General features: G+C 64.8%; 18 protein-coding genes. 9 read left to right on the top strand and 9 right to left on the bottom strand.

All coding sequences use genetic code 11. The annotated features are described in order from the left end of the window. Nucleotides 1-4 precede the first annotated feature (4 nt). The 3 genes from FV230_RS13465 to FV230_RS29640 form a co-directional block, all read right to left on the bottom strand. Nucleotides 5-223 (bottom strand): hypothetical protein, encoded by a 219-nt coding sequence (locus tag FV230_RS13465; protein WP_147842747.1) that lies wholly within the window; start codon nt 221-223, stop codon nt 5-7. Nucleotides 224-279: 56 nt separating this feature from the next. Further along, on the bottom strand, nt 280-1170 hold the full coding sequence (locus FV230_RS13460) for a metal-dependent phosphohydrolase (RefSeq protein ID WP_147842746.1): 891 nt from the start codon (nt 1168-1170) through the stop codon (nt 280-282). A gap of 429 nt (nt 1171-1599) precedes the next feature. Continuing rightward, nucleotides 1600-1737, bottom strand: a complete 138-nt coding sequence (locus FV230_RS29640) for a hypothetical protein (RefSeq protein ID WP_187275488.1) — start codon at nt 1735-1737, stop codon at nt 1600-1602. A gap of 114 nt (nt 1738-1851) precedes the next feature. Between FV230_RS29640 and FV230_RS13455 the strand changes: the two genes are divergently transcribed. The 3 genes from FV230_RS13455 to FV230_RS13445 all read left to right on the top strand — a co-directional run bounded on the left by FV230_RS13455 (nt 1852) and on the right by FV230_RS13445 (nt 5207). After that, the gene (locus FV230_RS13455; protein WP_147842745.1) at nt 1852-2937 is read left to right on the top strand and encodes a site-specific integrase; all 1086 of its coding nucleotides are present in this window, start codon (nt 1852-1854) and stop codon (nt 2935-2937) included. A gap of 589 nt (nt 2938-3526) precedes the next feature. Further along, nucleotides 3527-4291, top strand: coding sequence for a hemerythrin domain-containing protein (locus FV230_RS30760; protein WP_147842744.1), 765 nt, complete (start codon nt 3527-3529; stop codon nt 4289-4291). 34 nt (nt 4292-4325) lie between these two features. After that, a complete protein-coding gene (locus FV230_RS13445) occupies nt 4326-5207 on the top strand; it encodes a DUF4336 domain-containing protein (RefSeq protein WP_147842743.1) in 882 nt (293 codons plus the stop codon). A gap of 209 nt (nt 5208-5416) precedes the next feature. Here the strand turns inward: FV230_RS13445 and FV230_RS13440 are convergent, their stop codons facing one another. Beyond that, complete coding sequence (locus FV230_RS13440) at nt 5417-6082, bottom strand: DUF4142 domain-containing protein (RefSeq protein ID WP_147842742.1); 666 nt, start codon at nt 6080-6082, stop codon at nt 5417-5419. Between the two features lie 395 nt (nt 6083-6477). Between FV230_RS13440 and FV230_RS13435 the strand changes: the two genes are divergently transcribed. After that, on the top strand, nt 6478-6957 hold the full coding sequence (locus tag FV230_RS13435; RefSeq protein WP_147842741.1) for a hypothetical protein: 480 nt from the start codon (nt 6478-6480) through the stop codon (nt 6955-6957). A 194-nt stretch (nt 6958-7151) separates the two neighbouring features. Continuing rightward, nucleotides 7152-7346, top strand: coding sequence for a hypothetical protein (locus FV230_RS13430; protein ID WP_147842740.1), 195 nt, complete (start codon nt 7152-7154; stop codon nt 7344-7346). Nucleotides 7347-7389: 43 nt separating this feature from the next. Here FV230_RS13430 and FV230_RS13425 read toward each other — a convergent pair whose 3' ends face one another. The 3 genes from FV230_RS13425 to FV230_RS13415 all read right to left on the bottom strand — a co-directional run bounded on the left by FV230_RS13425 (nt 7390) and on the right by FV230_RS13415 (nt 11868). Next, nucleotides 7390-8703 carry an ATP-binding protein gene (locus FV230_RS13425; RefSeq protein WP_147842739.1) on the bottom strand — a complete coding sequence of 438 codons (1314 nt, stop codon included), beginning with the start codon at nt 8701-8703 and terminating at the stop codon, nt 7390-7392. A gap of 186 nt (nt 8704-8889) precedes the next feature. Further along, the gene (locus FV230_RS13420; protein WP_147842738.1) at nt 8890-9117 is read right to left on the bottom strand and encodes a hypothetical protein; all 228 of its coding nucleotides are present in this window, start codon (nt 9115-9117) and stop codon (nt 8890-8892) included. Between the two features lie 24 nt (nt 9118-9141). Continuing rightward, a complete protein-coding gene (locus tag FV230_RS13415) occupies nt 9142-11868 on the bottom strand; it encodes a glycoside hydrolase family 104 protein (protein ID WP_147842737.1) in 2727 nt (908 codons plus the stop codon). A gap of 51 nt (nt 11869-11919) precedes the next feature. Between FV230_RS13415 and FV230_RS13410 the strand changes: the two genes are divergently transcribed. The 4 genes from FV230_RS13410 to FV230_RS13395 all read left to right on the top strand — a co-directional run bounded on the left by FV230_RS13410 (nt 11920) and on the right by FV230_RS13395 (nt 14442). Beyond that, complete coding sequence (locus FV230_RS13410) at nt 11920-12102, top strand: hypothetical protein (protein ID WP_147842736.1); 183 nt, start codon at nt 11920-11922, stop codon at nt 12100-12102. Continuing rightward, a complete protein-coding gene (locus FV230_RS13405) occupies nt 12099-12779 on the top strand; it encodes a DNA-directed RNA polymerase (RefSeq protein ID WP_147842735.1) in 681 nt (226 codons plus the stop codon). The genes FV230_RS13410 and FV230_RS13405 overlap by 4 nt, the downstream gene beginning before the upstream one ends. A 911-nt stretch (nt 12780-13690) precedes the next feature. Next, on the top strand, nt 13691-14050 hold the full coding sequence (locus FV230_RS13400; RefSeq protein ID WP_187275487.1) for a hypothetical protein: 360 nt from the start codon (nt 13691-13693) through the stop codon (nt 14048-14050). 152 nt (nt 14051-14202) lie between these two features. Next, nucleotides 14203-14442: a hypothetical protein gene (locus FV230_RS13395; protein WP_147842734.1), complete on the top strand. Its 240-nt coding sequence runs from the start codon at nt 14203-14205 to the stop codon at nt 14440-14442. 19 nt (nt 14443-14461) lie between these two features. Here the strand turns inward: FV230_RS13395 and FV230_RS29630 are convergent, their stop codons facing one another. Both FV230_RS29630 and FV230_RS13390 read right to left on the bottom strand, forming a co-directional pair. Next, nucleotides 14462-14629, bottom strand: coding sequence for a hypothetical protein (locus FV230_RS29630; RefSeq protein ID WP_187275486.1), 168 nt, complete (start codon nt 14627-14629; stop codon nt 14462-14464). Nucleotides 14630-14712: 83 nt separating this feature from the next. Then, nucleotides 14713-15342 (bottom strand): recombinase family protein, encoded by a 630-nt coding sequence (locus FV230_RS13390; RefSeq protein ID WP_147842733.1) that lies wholly within the window; start codon nt 15340-15342, stop codon nt 14713-14715. Between the last annotated feature and the right edge of the window lie 814 nt (nt 15343-16156).

Here is a 16156-nt window from a genome sequence, read left to right as displayed (position 1 = left end):
CCCCCTACCCGTCCCGTCCCCGCACGAAGCCCCGCGAGATCAGCCGGCTGCGCTCGCGCGCCCGGCGGTCGGCTTCGAGCAGGTCGGAGAGCGCGTCGGCGATGACGCAGCGCAGGGCGAGGTCGGCCGCGCTGGTGAGGAGGTAGGCGCGGGCGATGTCCTCGACCGGGCAGCTGGCGGGCGGCAGGTCGGCCCGGCGGGCGGGAGCGGAGGCGACGGGCATGGGGTGCGACTCGTTTGAGAACATAACGAGAACACACCAGATTGGTTAAGGTTCGGTCAAGGGGTCGCGGAAGGGGTCGCAGACGGGGGCGGCTCGCCCGAGCCGGGATGCGGCCCCATCCGCCGGCGGTCGTGCTCGATCGCGAAGACGTGGGCGTAGAGGTTGGCGACCCAGCGCCGGCCTTCCACGGTAAGGTCGAGGGCGCGGATCGCGTCGCCGATCACCGGCTCGACCTTGCCCCAGAAGAAGCTCGGGTAGCGCTCGGCCAGATCCGCCGGGTCGACGTAGCCGAGCGGCTCGCACAGGCCCGCCTCCTTCAGCTCGTGGAACAGCGCGTTGAGCTTGCGCGGGTAGAGCGGATCGCCGAGCTGGCCGATGAGGTCGGCCGCGCGCATCAGCCCGGCCTCCGTCGCGGTCTCGGCGTGGTCGCCGTCGTCGGGCACGGGGAAGCGCGTCAGCTCGATCGCGCGGGCCACGCGGCCGGCGTCGACGAACTCGTGGTCGGAAAAGCGCTCCCACACCGCGATCTTCGAGCGCTCGACGTGGTGCGCCGTGAGCCCGGCATCGGAGGCCCCGCGCGGCAGCCCGACGGTGGTGCCGGCGCGGTCGATCACGAACCGGGTGCGCGTGTCGCCGGCGCAGACGCCGCGGACGTAGCCGATGTCGTGGTAGAGCGCGGCCAGGATCGCGTGCAGCCAGTCGCGCGGCGACACCCCCTGCGCCACGAAGCGCCCGCGCAGGATGTCCTGGGCGACCAGCGTCACCAGGGTGGTGTGGTAGGCGTCGTGGTAGAGCGCGTCGCTCTGCACGATCCGCTCGATCGTCAGGCGCGCCGATTCCTCGATCACCTCGACATAGCCCGGCTCCCGGCTGCCGAAGGTGCGCCGGTAGACCAGGGCGAGATGCTCGCCGAGGGCGTTGGCAAGGAGCTTTGTGGCGTCGAGCATAAAAAATTTTACCACAATTGACTTGAGGATGCTTTTTGAAGGAATATATAACCTGAGGTAACGTATCGTGCGACCGCTGGGAGGGAATTTTGGCTACTTATAAATATGACGCTTATGTCCAGAAGAACAACTCGGACGCGTTCGATACCATTTATTCACCGGGAGATTCGGCCCCACATGCAGGTATATACCGGTGCCAAGGCTGCAATCGTGAAATTGGAATTGCAAACGGGCACACTTTGCCGCCACAAAGACATCATGAACATACGGCGCAGCAAGGCGATATCCAATGGAGATTGGCTGTATACGCAAATCATAATCCGAAATAAATATAAGTAAGATCTTTGTAGAATAAATTACAGCATAAAAATTTTAAATCTAGCACTAGAGAAGATAAAATTCCTTCTCTAGTTCTGATAAAAAATATATTTAAGTATGAATCACCTTCCCATAAGCATCCAGCACGCTCTCGTGCATCATCTCGGATAGCGTCGGGTGCGGGAAGACCGTGTGCATCAGGTCTTCCTCGGTGGTCTCGAGGTTCATGGCGACGACGTACAAAGCCATGCACTGATAGTGCCTTAGGGCACCACCCCGGTCTAGGGGGTAGGTAGGGGTAGGAGGCGACAAGGTACCCTCGCGGAACTCGCTGGCACAATCTGGGCACAGTGAGTGAAACCCATGGCCACCATCAGGAAGCGGAACGACAAGTGGCACGTCCAGGTCCGGCGTAAGGGGTCGGCTACGGTGACCCGGTCGTTCCTCACCAAGACCGACGCACAGACCTGGGCACGCCAGACCGAGACCCAGGCGGACAGGAGGGGTCTCCCGGTTGGCCTCAGGACCCTCGACACCCTCACCGTGGGTGACATCATGGTGCGCTACCGAGACACCGTGACCCCTACCAAGAGGGGGGCTGTCCGGGAGGCAATGGCGGTGAAGGTGCTGCTCAAGCATGCCATCGCGAAGGTGCCCCTGAGCGCCCTCACGGTCGCCAAGGTGGCTGCCCACCGAGACCTCCGGCTACGCACGGTGAAGCCCGCGAGTATCAACCGGGAGCTGGCCCTCTACCGGCACGCCTTCGAGGTTGCCCGCAAGGTCTGGGACGTGCCCCTCTCGGAGAACCCCTTCGCCCTCGTGGTCAAGCCCAAAGTCCTGGATGCCCGAACCCGACGCTTGGAGGCCGGCGAGTGGGAGGTCTTGCGGGAGGGATGCCGGAGGTCCCGGAACCCGAACGTCCTACCCATGGTCGAGCTGGGCCTAGAGACGGCCATGAGGCGCGGAGAGGTCCTCCGGTTGCGGTGGCAGGATATCGACTGGACCAAGCGCACCCTGCTCATCCCGACCACGAAAAACGGGCATGCGCGGACCATACCGTTGACCGGGCGGGCCTTGGCAGTGCTCCGGGAACGGATGGCGGTAGCAACCTGGGGGGAGCTTCGGGTCTTTCCGACGACTGAGGACGCGGTGAAGACGGCGTGGCGGTGGGTGATGAAGCGGGCCCCCCTCCCCGACTTCCGGTACCACGACCTCCGGCACGAGGCTGTGAGCCGGTTCTTCGAGCTGGGCCTGAGCATCCCTGAGGTCGCCCTGATAAGCGGCCACCGGGATACCCGGATGTTGATGCGGTATACCCACCTGAGGCCCGAGGCGTTGGCGGACAAGCTGGCGAAGCTCGGGGCGCCTGTGGCGGTCTCGGCGCCCGCGCCCTTGCGGCGGTCACGGTGGGCCCCTGAGCCGGCGAGCGACAAGCGGCGAGGCAGGTGAGGCTCTGCGGCGGGAGGTCTAAGCCGAACGGCATCCCGCCCGGTCGCCGCACGGTAGTAGTCCCATGATGCCAGTAATCCTCTGACGCTTTAAACCCGCTCTTTCGCCGCAGGGCCTTCTCTAAGTGAGATGTGCCATATATTGCCTTAATCGCCGGCCATCGAGCTGCGGAAATTGGCCAGACCAGAATTATGATGCAGCACCATCATTCCCTCTCAGGCCCGGCATCGTTGACCGTATGGCCCACTGATACGAGCACGAAGGCCACGGAGCCGAGGGAGCTACCCAGCCTCCAAGAGGCGCTGGATGAAGCCCTCAAGGCGCTCAACGACGGCAGCGGGACGCCTTGGGTCACCACGAGCGATGGCCTCATCCTGTCGCCGGCCCATCTCAGGGGCATGCTGCATTCGAGTTGAGGTTTCGGGCGGTCCACCCGGTAATACGGTTTGTTTCGCCGCGCCCTCCCCTGGAGTGTCTGACATCCGGGAACGGCGGCACAATCTCGGGAAAGTCCCGCCGCCAAGAAATTAGGCTGAGGAACAGCCTGAGAGCGAGACGGTTAGGAGGTACAACTTAGGGAGGACCGCTTATGGATGTCTGGCAGCTCATCGCACGCGACCACGCGAACATCGAGAATCTCATCCATGAGGCGCCCAGGGCCTTGAACGGACCCGGTGTCGTGCGAAGCCGCGAGACGCTCCTCGGGGAGCTGATTAACGAGCTGGAGGCACACGCCTCGGCCATCGAATACAGCCTGTATGGCCCCCTCGCGCAGCGGCCTGAGACGAGCCAGCTCGCCGCCGAGCTGTATGCCGGGCACAGGGAGTTCATGCGGCAGCTTAACGGCCTGACCCGGTATCGCCGGAAGGGCTCCGAAGGCTGGCTCGACACCTTCGAGGATGTGACCTTCCTCGTTGATCAGCACCTTCACCGGCTCAAGCGCGAACTGCTACCCGCGGCTCAAAAGGTCCTCTCGGCGGATGAAGTCCGGGATGCGACCCGCATATTCATCCGAGCCAAAACACGGGTCATACAGGGGCGCCGTCCCACTCGATTTGGCGAGCTTGTGTCAAGTGAGATGGGACTTGGCGTTATCGTCGGAACTGCCGTAGCGGGCCTCGGGTACCTGCTCTGGCAGGGTGGCTATCTTGGAAGGTCCGGCAACCGCTCGCGGTCGGCTAGTCGCTTGGCGTCGAACGTTGGGCAGAGGGGCACCAACCCGGCCACGGCATTCATGCCTGCTGGCCACGACACGAGCAGCATCGGGAGGGATCGCCAGGAGCGGTTACTCGATGATGGGCTTGAGGAGACTTTCCCCGCGAGCGATCCGATCTCGGTCCAGCGGTTCACCTGAGGTGAAGACGGAGAGCGGACAGGAGATTGGCGGCGTGACCGATTACATTAGCTACCCGCCGCTGAATACGCCGAAGCAGGTTGCCGAAGGTGTCTGGATCGTCGATGCGGAGCCGGTTCACCCGGGCGGCATTCCCTTACCCATTCGCATGACGGTGCTGCGGCTGGCAGGAGGTGGGCTACTGCTGCATTCGCCTGTTCCGTACCGCCCGAGCCTGCACCGCGCTCTGGAGGCGCTGGGCCGCGTCGAGCACTTTGTGGCCCCGAGCGTGGGCCATTGGATGTTCCTTCAAGACTGGCATGCAGCTTGCCCGGATGCAGTCACCTGGGCGGTCCCGGGGCTTGCGGACCGTGGACAGGTTCGCCGGTCGGGCGTTCGGATCGACGCGGAGCTGACGAACAAGCCCCCTCGCCTTTGGGTGGGCGAGATTGACCAAGTGCTGGTCACCGGTCCCGTGTTCAAGGAGGTCTGTCTCTTCCACCGCCCGAGCAAGACGCTCCTCCTTACGGACCTCGTCATTAACCTGGAGGGCGACCTCCTACCGGTTGGTCCTCGGACCCTCGCACGAGGCCTCGGGATCGTCGCGCCGAACGGCAAGGCGCCCCTCTACCTCCGGCTCCTCCTCCGCATGAACCATCGAGAGGTCGCACTCGCAGCTTGGAGGCTCGTGGCGTTCAACCCGGATCGGGTCATCTTCACGCATGGCCTTTGGTTCAACCGCGACGCTACGGGCCAACTGCGGCGCTCGCTCTCATGGCTTCTCGGGCCCGTCGAAGGCGAGCGGCGGCTTCCACAGTCGAGCATGCTCCCGGTCGCTCTGCCACGAACCTCTACAGTCCTTGCTGCCGCGGCCCTGCTGGGTGTCGTTGCATTGGTTGCAAATGCGCGGAAGCAGCGACGCCGAGGTAGCAGCTAGCAATGAGGCGTGAGGAGAAACAGCTAGACTGGCGGGAGCGGAACTAAGAGCCGGGCTTCGCCCAGTATAGCGTTCGCGATCCTGAGCCGCTTCGCGCCTCCGCTCACCTCAGACCCACGGTGCCAAGGCTGACACGGCCGCCGGGCACGAGCGCAAACGGGCCCAGCAGATGGATGCCGAGCCCGTGGCTAGAGGGCGCGTTTGACTGTTCAGCCCGGTTGGCCGCCCATCATGCTCTGCATCTTCGTCAGCTGGGAGATGTGAAGCTGGATGAGGGGAATGGCGCCGCGGGCTATGCGTCGAAGCTGCGGGTCTTCTCCGTTCTCCGCGTAGGACCCATGGATGCCGTAGGCCTCCTGGTGCCCTTGGAGCGATGCACTCACGAACGTGGCGTCATACTGCGGACCGGGCTGCATTCCTGAGAGCTGAGAGAGTATCTGAGCCTTTTGTTCGTCCGTTGTCATACCACCGGGCGGAGGAGCACCGAGCACCCCGCCTACGGCACTAGCTGTCGCCCCGGCCACGCCGCCAGCCACAGCAAGAGGCGCAGTGACGATACCGCCGATCAAACCACCGGGGCCAGTAGGCCCACCGGCTGCTGCTGCCATGCCGCCAGTAAAGGGTGAGAGCTTCCGGGAAAGGTTCACCTGTTCGACCACCTCGGCCCGCGAGAATTTCTTCACGCGCGGATTGGAGGTCTTGTCAAAGGCGTCCCGCGCCGTGTTCTCAAGGAACATACCGCCCTTGGTCGCCATGTTAAGGTAGACCGGAGTGGGCATGGCGCCGGCCGGGGTCGGTTGAGCGATAGCAGTGCGGGTGACCGCGAGGGCTGCTGTGGCCGCGAGCATACTAAAGACGAACTGCCGGCGATCCATCGGTGTGCTCCAAGGAAGAAGGGATGCACCCCGCTGTTAGAAGCCAGCTTAGAGTGCCTGAGCGGGAACCGCCCCCCGGAGGAGATGTTCCTCGGAGCTTTCGATCACTTGGATAGAGCGGCGTCGCATTGCGGGCGTAAGCAGCCAAGTTGCCCAAGATCGAATGGTTTGAGAGGCTGCGGCGCCTTCGATGACGAGCCAGCGCTCTACTCTCATTTCGGCAGCGGGGCTGAGGCGCCCCCTTCCGGCTCGTTCTCACGACTCTCTCCGGTTGCACCTCGGGTCCGCTCCTGTTGAGAAGCAAGCTGACTGCGCGTCGCGCTGAGCAGCTTGTCGAGGGAGGCCAACTCCGTGGTCTTAGCGGCGAGGTCCCCCGAGACTGATGCTAGCTGAGCTTGAGCCGCCGCCAACTCTTTCGCCTCCGCCTGCAGTTGGTCACGCTCAGCGTGGGCGTGGGCAATGTCTCGCGCCGCAGCGGCCAAAGTGTCAGTCGATTCGCGGACCTGGGCTTGGAGCGTCGCGAGCTGCCGGGCCTGCGCATTCACCAACTTGTCTGCCTCCTCACCTCGCTGCTGCGCTTCCGCCCGGCGAAGCTCCAAAGCGGCAAGCTCCTCCCGGGCCGTCGCGAGCTTCAGAGTGGCCAGCTTCCCCTCTTGCTCGCTTGCGGCGGCTCTGGCCTGCAACTCGGTGAGAGTGCCTGCCGTCGCCTGTTGCTGGGCAAGCTGCCGCCGGAAGTCCTCTTGAGCTGTCACGAGCATGGTGATGTGCCGCGCATGCGCCCGACGCTCATTGCCCTGCTGGACGGCCATGATGATCCCGACAGCGAGCAAGGCGACGACCGCGATGCCCAATCCGAGCGGGACGGGCCGGCGTAGCTCCGAGATGGTTCCAAGTGCCACAGGGCGACCTCACAGGCTGGCGGGTAGGCGAACCGTCAACGCGAGGATAGGGCCGGTGGGTCCGCCCTGGGCTGGGCTGTATGGGCGGCCTATGGCGGGCTTCGCCCATTGTAGGGCTCGCTGGTCGCTCGCTAGTTTTGTCCGGTCTTGGCGTGAGGAGACCTACTAGGATGCGGAAGGCGGCAGCCTCTACGACGTTCCTCGTGGTCGCCCTCACGCCCGCCCTAGCGCTGGCCCGGCGGGTGATCGTTGAGGACGGGACCGCGGATGCAAGCTTGCAGGGTGCGGCGGCCTTCCTCGCGCTGTTCCCTGTGGTGGCCGTGGCGGTCTTCGCGATGGCCCGGTGGGCCGGCTGGCGGGGATGACTATGTTGACCATCCCGACGACTGGGACGCAAGGAAAATGGCATCACGGTTGACTTGCTTGCGCCCTCGCCAAGCCCTCTTGGATCGCTGCTTCGAAGTCGAGTTCCGGTGGCTCTACGCTCTCGATCCCAAAGGAGTGTGCAAGGTCGCTACAAAGTCTCCTCCATAGATCAGTGATCTTATTACGTGTCGGCATCTCAAAATCCGTTACGCGATTATCCTGCTCCAATGCAGAAGCTATGCGAAGCCCGGAATAGCCGTCCACTGTCGGGTACGCTATTTTAGTTCCGTCGGGGAAGCGCCATTCAAAATCGAGAGCAAACTCTAGCTCAGGGCGGCCAATCAGTGCTCTAAAAATCTCAGTTCGCACTATCGTATGCGCAAACACCCAATAAGCTTTGCGGACAGGGAGCGCGAGCCCTTCAATACCCATGCCCTCTCTACTCATTTGCTTCCACTTGGCCGTAATTTCTAGCAGTCCGTCATAACGAACCGCCTGCACAACCTCTTCAAATTCTTCAGGTATCTCCTTCGATTGGAGCCCCCGCAGCATCGGCCGCCATTGCGGAACGTCGGACGGGCTAAATACCGGCATGGTCGCGTTTTGTGCGGTCAATCTCCGAAGCGTTGGCAGGGCCATCTGGTATCTGCGATGCTCGTTTATCTCATCGACGGCAATACGTTCGAGCGGGTATGCGGCTGCTCTGATGCCGCACAGTATGACCGAAACATGCATGTTTCCGTCAAGTTTCATCAGGCCCTCTGGCTGACGAATGACGAAGCGACGGCTTTGCTTGTTTAAAGTTTCAATTATCAGATCGGTATTTCTGGAGGTTGAAACACACAAGTCTTGAACCTGACGCATTGACATCGGCTCAGACCTATCTCCTATTCTCTGATAGCACTCACGCTCCTCTCGGTCTCGGTGCGGCGCACTGTGTGAAGCTGGCACTCTGAGCACCACAACACCGTTCTGGCCATCAAGCTCGACGCCAACAGCTTCAAGGGACGTGAGCGCTGGGTCGATGCTCGCGGCTATGCTGGCGCCCAGCCGGTCGGCCAAGTCGCGGCAGGCAGGAATGGGAACAAGTCCTGAGGCACGCTTTTCGCCATCCTCGTCCATGCCAAGGATCAGTGTGCCCCCGGCCGTGTTTGCGAAGGCAATGATTTCCTTCGTGAGGTCGCGCTTGGCGATTTGACCGATTTTACCCGACCCTGCCATCCAGGGATCAGGGTTTCCGTCTCGACCAGACAGAGTCCGCTTAAACTCTAAAGTCCGGTCTTCTTGGGCGCCACGTGCAATAAGGGAGTCCAAATCAGATTTGGTAATTTCGGTCAGCCTCTTCCGAATCATCATCGTCTCTCGCCGCGAGCCTGCGCGACCATCCTATATGAGCAAACTGGACTTTACAGTAGCTCGACAACGCTTCCCTGGATTGGATGTGATACGGCGAAGGAGACCACCTCCCATCAGTACCCGTTCATTGAAGTGGAGGCGGAGAGATGAGTCCCCGCCTCGCGCTCGTCGTCCACGGTTCCAGCGTTACCCCGGCGGCAGAGCCCGCCTCGCGAAGGAAAGGACGTTCGGACTCAATGCGACGGCCTCCGCATGTCCGAACGCCTCATCCACTAGCCGGGCGGTCTCCACAGGCACCGGTTCGGCCGGCTTCGGGCGTTGTGCTGCGGCTTCCGCGAAGGCCCGCTTGATGTTGGCCTCCGTCTCTTCGAGCGGCCAAGGGGCGCCACGGTCTTCGGTGGTGGTCTTGCTCATGGTGCTGCTCTCCTCCGCCACCGCTTAAAGGTCCTGCCCGTCGCTGGCCCGCTCGTTGCCGGCCTTGCGCCGGAACATGCCGCCGACCCGGCCGGTGAGGGCCGAGAGGACCGATGCCGCCGAGACCGAGCTTCGGTTGAGCCCGTCGTCGGCATACGCGCTCACCCCCGCCGGCCTGCCGTTCTGGGCCGTGATGTTGGGCAGGCTGGCCCATTCGAGTGCGAGCCGGTTGGCGAAGGCCGCATCGGTGATCCGCCCCGCCTGCCACTCGCCGTAGCCCCGCCGGTTTAGGAACTGGAGGGCCATGCGGTCCTGTAGCTCGGGAGTGAACCTCTCGGTGCCCGTGAGACCCAGCTCGGCCTTGAGGCGCCCGTCGCCCTTCCTCGCGTTGCCCACCAGGGTGTCGTGCATGAACTGGTAGCGGCCAGTGGCGGAGGATGCGGTACCCCGGGATTGAGACCATCGCGCCACCTCATCCAAGGTCATGGCCGAGAGGTCCTTGGTGGACCGCCCGTTGCCGTAGAAGGCGTTGTAATTCCCCCCGCTCTCCGGCCCCGCCACGAAGTCGAGGATGCGGGCCGCCTTCGGATCATCGCGAAGGACCGCCGACGAGTACCCGCCCTGCGGTCTTGCCTTGCCCGCGAGGGCCCGCGTGAACGCCTCTTGGATCAAGCGAACGGTATCCGGCGAGGGCGGGGCATCCTGCGCTATCTTGAAGGCCCGCTCGATGTCTGCCCCGGTGCCGGTGGTGGCACTGGCGGTCTCGATAGGCGTGCCGTCCGGGGCCGCCATGGACTGCTTGCCTGGAACCCTGCTGGGCACGATGGCCCCGCCCTGGACACCCCGCTGGTAGACCTCCTCCATCATCTGCTGGAGGGGCTTCTTCTGCTGGGCCGCCCGCAGCTCTAGGGCCCTCTGCGTCTCCTCCGGCAGCTCGCGATACCAGGAGGCGGCATCAGGGGCCGTGGAGGGCGGCGAGGTGGGCTTGGCCGGAGCCGGCGCGGTGGCCGCGGGGGGCAGCGCCTTAGCCGGGCCTGCGGGTGCCTCCGAGAGCGGAGACCCCGTCTGCTCGCCGTACTGCCCCGTTGGCGGGATGCCCTGGGCCGGCGCCGGGGCGGCCTTGGGTGCTGCCGAGTTGGCGGCCTCCGGGGGAAGCTCCTTGGGTGGGAGGCTCGTGGAGCCGAACGCGTTGGGTCCGCTCAGGCCATCGCGGTTGTAGCCGGTCGGGCCCATCGGCTCGTCCTGCTGAATGCGCTTGAGGTACGCGGCGCCGATGTCCTGGGTCGCCTTCTCCTGCTCGATGGGCCCTGCATTCGGGTTGGCCGTGCGCCACTGCAACATGGCAATCTTGAAGTCCGTCTGGGCCTGGAGACCCTCGGGCGACATGGACCCGTCATCGAAGAGGATTTTCGAGGTATCCTTCTCGATGGCTGTGCGCCTCTTGATCGTGTCGAGGACGGTCTTGACGGAGGCGCCCTTGAGCACGTCCCCCGGGCCGGAGCCCTCCTTCGGGGACAGGCTCTCGGCCAGCTTGAAGGCCTTCGTCATGTCCTCGGGGTTCTTGAAGTCCCCGTCCGCAATGGCTCGTTGCACGCGCCGGAGACCACCCCCGTTGAGGATGTCGGTGGTGACAGCGAGCATGGCCTCGTTGTCGGAGGTCTGGCCGCCCTTCCCGATGGTGTCGCGCCACCGGATGGCGTTGACCCGGAAGTCGGGGTCCACCTTCTCGCCCCGGGCCAGGAGGTCCTCCGGGAGGGGGGCGTTGGGTGCCTTCGAGATGGCGCCGATGAGGGTGCGGGTCACCTCGTCCTTCTCCGCCGCCTTGGCTTCCTTGCGGGCCCTCTCATCGTCCGCGATGGACTTCCGGCCCATGGTCTCCAGCGCGTCGATGGCCTTCTGCTTGGCATCCCGCCCGTAGGGGGTGGCCTCCCAAGTGTAGTCCTTGCCGGGGACCTTGCGCTTGAGGAAGTCGAGTATCTTAGGATCGCGGAGGTTGACCGAAGAAGAGGTCACCCCGTCGATCACGGTCTTGTCGTGGTCCTCGGCGTTCTGCCCTACGGACAGGGCCTTGGCGCGGTTAGCCTCCAGGGTCTTGAAGACCCCCTCGTAGTCGGTGCCCTCCTTCCGGGCGAGACCGGCGGAGTTGGCGTCTTGGATCGCCTGATCGTTCAATGCCCCCGACTGCCGCACGGCATCCGCCATGACGGCCTTCGAGGTATCCCCGATGTGCCGCTGGAGGTAGTTGGCGGTGAGCTGGTGGACCTTGGGTAGGAGACCCGCCAGTATCTCGGGGTCGTTGGTCTTGATGTTGTCCTTGAGGAACCCTGCCACGAACTGGTCGTAGACCTTAGGGTCCGTCGAGGTCTTCCCCTCGAAGGCATCATAGGCGGCGGAGAACTTCTGCTCTAGCTGGCTCCCTGCATTCTCCCCCTCGGCCTTCTTGTAGGCGGCCACGAAGGTCTTGCTAGCCTGGGCCGGGATCACCCCGGAGGAGACCCCCTCGGCATAGCCCTGCTGATTGCTGGTGTGGAAGGCAGCCTCGCCCCGGAGCTTATCCGCCTCCTCCGCATCCTTGTCCCGCTTCTCAACAAAGGACCCGAGGTTGCCCCCGAGGGTGGACAGGGGACGGGCGAGGTCTTGCAGGGAGGTGTCTCGCGAAGGCGCCTGAGGGGCGACGAAGGTATCGACCGGGGCGGCAACCGGGCGGAGAGCCTCGGTTTCCTCCACGGGCCGGTAGGGTGCGCGTGCCATGGGTTTGTCCTGTGATGATGGGTCGAGTCGGCGCTCCCTTCGCGGTCCAGGATGGCCACCGACGACCAAGCGCCGCCCGGCAGCAGGCTGCTCCCCGATGCCTTGGTGAACTACTGCGGCGAGCTAGCGAGTGAAGCGAACAACGCGATCTTCACCCTCGCGGCCGAAGCGGCGCCTGACCTGTATGGCACACCGGAAGAGGGGCCGGCCTGGGCCCACCGGGTGGACCGGTGAGCCTCCTTCGCCGCCTCAGCCTGGATCAGGTCAACCGCCGGGTCCATGAGGTCGCCGTGGAGGCCTCGCGGATGTCCAAGCGATGCCCCTCGCTGCTCCGGGCGGGCGCACTGCCGATCACGCGCCGTGCCGCCAGCGGGGACATCGTGGGCGGGCTTGTCCTGTTCCGGGTCGGGCTCCCGATCACCGAGGACAACGGGGGCGCACGGTGGCTCGCCCTTCACCTTGCCGCCTGCTTCGGCCGGGCCGGGCTTCCCTACGCGGCCCGCATGGAGTGGGTCACCGACCAGGACGCCCTCTGGCGCCGGATCGCGGAAGACCCCCTCGCCAGCTTAGACTGGGCCGGGCCTGCCGTGGCCGACCCCTGGTCCGCGCTGGCCGCCGCGCTGGAGTGGGCCGCCTTCCGCACCACTGGCTTCGGGATGCCGAGCCGCCTGCCGATCCCGCTCAGCGCCAGCGACGTGCCCGCACTCCCGGTGGACATCATGCCGACAGGCCCGGTGCGCCTGCCAAGCGGGGTCCTGCCGACACGGTGGGCCGGGCTCGAGGTGAAGGCCGAGATGGTGGTCAAGGATGATGGTGCCGGGACCTACAGGACCCACGCGGCGACTGCGGGAGCACTGGCGCGGTCTCTCGGGGACGCCTCCACAATGCTCCGGGCGATCACCCCCGAATAGCGCAAGCATGGTGCCGGCCCCGCGCCAGTGCTCCCGCTCACCCCCTTCGTAGACCACCGTGCAACCCACAGAATCACCCGATGCAGCCTGTCGCTCACACCACCCCGAACATGCTCCCCGTCCTGGTCCACGCGCCGGCTGGGCCGCACCACTCGCCCCTCGCCGTGCGGATGGCCCTCGCGATCCATCGGAACACTTAGGCGACCCTCCTCATGGGCAGTGCGTACCTCCATGCCACCAACCAGCCCGACAGGATGAAGCAGACATGGCCGGCGGAGGAGGCGGAGGACGAAGCCTTCGATGAGGTCTGCTGTTTGCCGTGCGGGAGTCGTGAAGGGGCCACCGCCATGCTGGCCCACCTCGAATGGTATCTCGATGCGGTCTCATCGCACCCGACGCGGCCCCGGCTGGCCGCCTCTGATGTCACTCTGGCGCGGGTCCGCATGTCGGACATGAGGCTGGTCCTGGGCGACGTGGCGCCCGCCTCCTCCGCTTCGATCATGGCGGCGATCCAGGCGCACCGGGTGGCGTGGCTGGCCTTCGTGGCGGCTCCAGGCCGGGACGTGATCGGCTTCGATGCATGGTGGGAGTTAAGCCTTGTGCCAGATGAGGCGGCCGACACAGTCCTGGCAACGCCCTGTGGTGATCGGCACGGTGCTGCGGCTCTGATCGCTCATGTCCGCTGGTACGCAGGGGGAGTTGGCGCTGGCCGACGACAACATAACGGGCGGCCTTGGCTATGCCTCGCGCCGCCTCCAGACACGCGGGGCAGACCTCTCGCTGCTGCTTCGGGATTGAGGCGGCCCGTTTGATCCCGAGGTGCTGGTCCGGGAGACCAGTAAGGCGGTGCCCGATGGCCCGACCGTTGCCTCCGCCTCAGTCTCGACAAGGCAGCCGGGCATCCTACTCCCATGATGAAGACCTCCCGCATTCTCGGCTGGCTGCTCCTGGCGGGAGTTGTTTTCGCGACCCTCGCGCCCATCGGCCTCCGACCCGTCACCGATGCGCCGGTCTCTCTTGAGCGGTTCGGCGCCTACGCGGTGGTGAGCTTCCTGTTCGCCTTCGGGTACCCGCGTCACCGTTGGCAAGTTCTGGGAGTACTGGTGGTGATAGCCGGGGCGATGGAGGCGATGCAGAACCTTGAGCTAACCCGGCATGGCCGCTTCGGGGACTTCGCGGTCAAGGCTGCCGGGTGCTGGTTCGGGGTGATGGTTGCGGTAGTCTTCGCCTTCATCCCGGCGAGCATGGCGAAGGCTGAGGGGCGGGCGTAGGTCCTACCGACATGGCCCTAAGGGTCCGTCAAGCTCCCTTCCAGCATGCCTGTGGGAGCAGCTCTAGGCTTGGCTGCACGGCACTTCACAAAGGTGGTGGCCTGCGCGGGCGTGTCGTGGTCTGAGGCGGCCCCGCTACCTCAGAGACCCCGATGCACTGGCCCGCTGCCTACGCCGACTTCAACGTCTTTCGCCGCCGCCAGAGCCCCGAGCTGCGCTGTGCCGTCCGCCAGGACCGCCCGGTGCCGCTCTTCATCGACGGCGCGGTCGGGGAGTTCAGTGGGACGGTGGTGGGTGAAAAGCCCCCGGCCGGCTTCCAAGCGGGAGAGGCCCACGAGGCGATGCTCTCAGCGGGCTACTACCTGTTCCGGGCGCCGACCTCGCGGAACTGAGGGCGAGGCGAGCGGGCGCCTACTCCTCCCAGAGCAGCCCATTCTCCTGAGCGACAGCAGCCGCCTCGCCGCGCTTAGCGAGCGCCTGGATGGCGTGATGCCGGCTCAGGGCACGGAACAGCTCGCCGGCCGCGCACGGGGCTTGGCGGTCCATATAGGCCGCGAGGTTGGCATAGTGGCTGGCCATCAGCTCATCGGCTGCGGCTGCTACGCGATGGGCAGAGACCGCCACTCTCGCCATTGCCCATGGTCTATCCGGCGCGTCCATCCCTAGGCCCATCGCGCCAAAGCTGCTTCCGCTTCTACCGGGTTGTCCCGGATGCGGTAGATGGTCTGGCGAGACAGCCCGGTAACAGTCGCGATATCGCTTACCCCCTGGCCCTGGCCTAGAGCCCCGCTGACGGCATCGAACTGCGCCCGCGTGAAGCTGGGCTTGCGGCCCCGGTAAGCGTCCTCACGGCCCTTGGCGTGGTCGATGCCGGCCCGCTGTGCTTCCTTCGTCGCCTCCGCCTGGGCCTGCGCCGTGGCGGCCATGAAGCCGATGAGCGCATCCCGCACGGCTTGCTGCATCGGGTCCTTGGTGGCCCCGTCGAAGGTGAGGTTGTTGATGACGGTGCGGACAATGACGCCCCGGCGCATCAGCTCCCGGATGGTGTCGCACACGTCCGCGTAGTTGCGGCCCAGGCGGTCCACCCAGCGGACCACGAGGGTATCCCCGCGGCGGAGCATGTCGAAGAGCCGGCGCCCCTGAGGGCGATCCTTGAGACTGGTGGTGAGGCCCGAAACGCCTTCGTCCGCGACCACGTCGTCTACCTTGAAGCCGGCGGCCTCGGCCTGGGTGCGCTGGTGGGCGATGGTCTGATCGGTGGTCGAGACCCGGGCGTAGAGGATGGTCTGCATGGGAGCGGCGCCTGTCCGAAAGGGAACTGTCCGCAAGATTGGCTGTCCGTTGGCCGATGTCAACCCTTACGGACGGGCTTTCGGACAGCCTCGGTGCCGTACGCTGCGGTATACCCTTTCGGACAAACCTCAGAACGCTGCGACGTATAACCGGCTACAAGCGTTTGTATCGAAACTTAGCATTTGATTGTTTTATGCAACCTGCGCTAGAAATGGCCAACGCGGGGTTGCTGAATGTTGAAAGACCATTTGGTAGTGCACGTTCCACAAGGGCCGGTGACGTTTCGCGGGCGAGGTGATGGCTCGCTTATGGGCTTCAAGCTGACATTGAGGGTCTGTCCACACTGCTCCCAGCGCAATGCTCGCCAGACGGAGGCAAAAGGCTATTGCCAGTGGTGCGCCTACGTCCCGTTGCTTTGTGATGCCGAGCCCGCAAAAGCGGCCTGAGGCGGGCAGCCAAAGCCAATCGCAGTCGCCGCCGACATCGGATCACACTCGGGCCTTCGGCTTGGCCTTGCGCTTCCGTGCGGGCTTCTTCCCGGTGGCGGCCTTTGTCATCTCAGCAAGTGCCAACTGCTGTTACCGCCGAACGATGGACGTAGCCGTTCCCATCCACCAGCCGGCCGCGCGATTGGCGCCAGATAGCCAGAGGCTCAATGCTGGGTTCTTCATGGCCAACCTCGTGCGGGCCGCCGTGGCCTTCCTGACTGGGTAACGCGCGGGAGACTTGGAAGTGGCGGAGGCCCGGGTACCGGGTGCGCGAGGGTGGCATGAGGCCGGGAGGGAGGGGCCATCGCGCTCGCGCCCTAGGGAG

The organism is Methylobacterium sp. WL6 (assembly GCF_008040095.1).
Lineage (GTDB): Bacteria > Pseudomonadota > Alphaproteobacteria > Rhizobiales > Beijerinckiaceae > Methylobacterium.
The sequence above is the reverse complement of the archived record's forward strand: the minus strand, read 5'-3'. Positions and strand labels throughout refer to the sequence as shown.

Coding starts and splice junctions, on each gene's coding strand:
- FV230_RS13465 (WP_147842747.1), bottom strand. CDS start 223: ATGCCCGTCGCCTCCGCTCCCGCCCGCCGGGCCGACCTGCCGCCCGCC.
- FV230_RS13460 (WP_147842746.1), bottom strand. CDS start 1,170: ATGCTCGACGCCACAAAGCTCCTTGCCAACGCCCTCGGCGAGCATCTC.
- FV230_RS29640 (WP_187275488.1), bottom strand. CDS start 1,737: ATGGCTTTGTACGTCGTCGCCATGAACCTCGAGACCACCGAGGAAGAC.
- FV230_RS13455 (WP_147842745.1), top strand. CDS start 1,852: ATGGCCACCATCAGGAAGCGGAACGACAAGTGGCACGTCCAGGTCCGG.
- FV230_RS30760 (WP_147842744.1), top strand. CDS start 3,527: ATGGATGTCTGGCAGCTCATCGCACGCGACCACGCGAACATCGAGAAT.
- FV230_RS13440 (WP_147842742.1), bottom strand. CDS start 6,082: ATGGATCGCCGGCAGTTCGTCTTTAGTATGCTCGCGGCCACAGCAGCC.
- FV230_RS13430 (WP_147842740.1), top strand. CDS start 7,152: ATGCGGAAGGCGGCAGCCTCTACGACGTTCCTCGTGGTCGCCCTCACG.
- FV230_RS13425 (WP_147842739.1), bottom strand. CDS start 8,703: ATGATGATTCGGAAGAGGCTGACCGAAATTACCAAATCTGATTTGGAC.
- FV230_RS13420 (WP_147842738.1), bottom strand. CDS start 9,117: ATGAGCAAGACCACCACCGAAGACCGTGGCGCCCCTTGGCCGCTCGAA.
- FV230_RS13415 (WP_147842737.1), bottom strand. CDS start 11,868: ATGGCACGCGCACCCTACCGGCCCGTGGAGGAAACCGAGGCTCTCCGC.
- FV230_RS13410 (WP_147842736.1), top strand. CDS start 11,920: ATGGCCACCGACGACCAAGCGCCGCCCGGCAGCAGGCTGCTCCCCGAT.
- FV230_RS13400 (WP_187275487.1), top strand. CDS start 13,691: ATGATGAAGACCTCCCGCATTCTCGGCTGGCTGCTCCTGGCGGGAGTT.
- FV230_RS13395 (WP_147842734.1), top strand. CDS start 14,203: ATGCACTGGCCCGCTGCCTACGCCGACTTCAACGTCTTTCGCCGCCGC.
- FV230_RS29630 (WP_187275486.1), bottom strand. CDS start 14,629: ATGGCCAGCCACTATGCCAACCTCGCGGCCTATATGGACCGCCAAGCC.
- FV230_RS13390 (WP_147842733.1), bottom strand. CDS start 15,342: ATGCAGACCATCCTCTACGCCCGGGTCTCGACCACCGATCAGACCATC.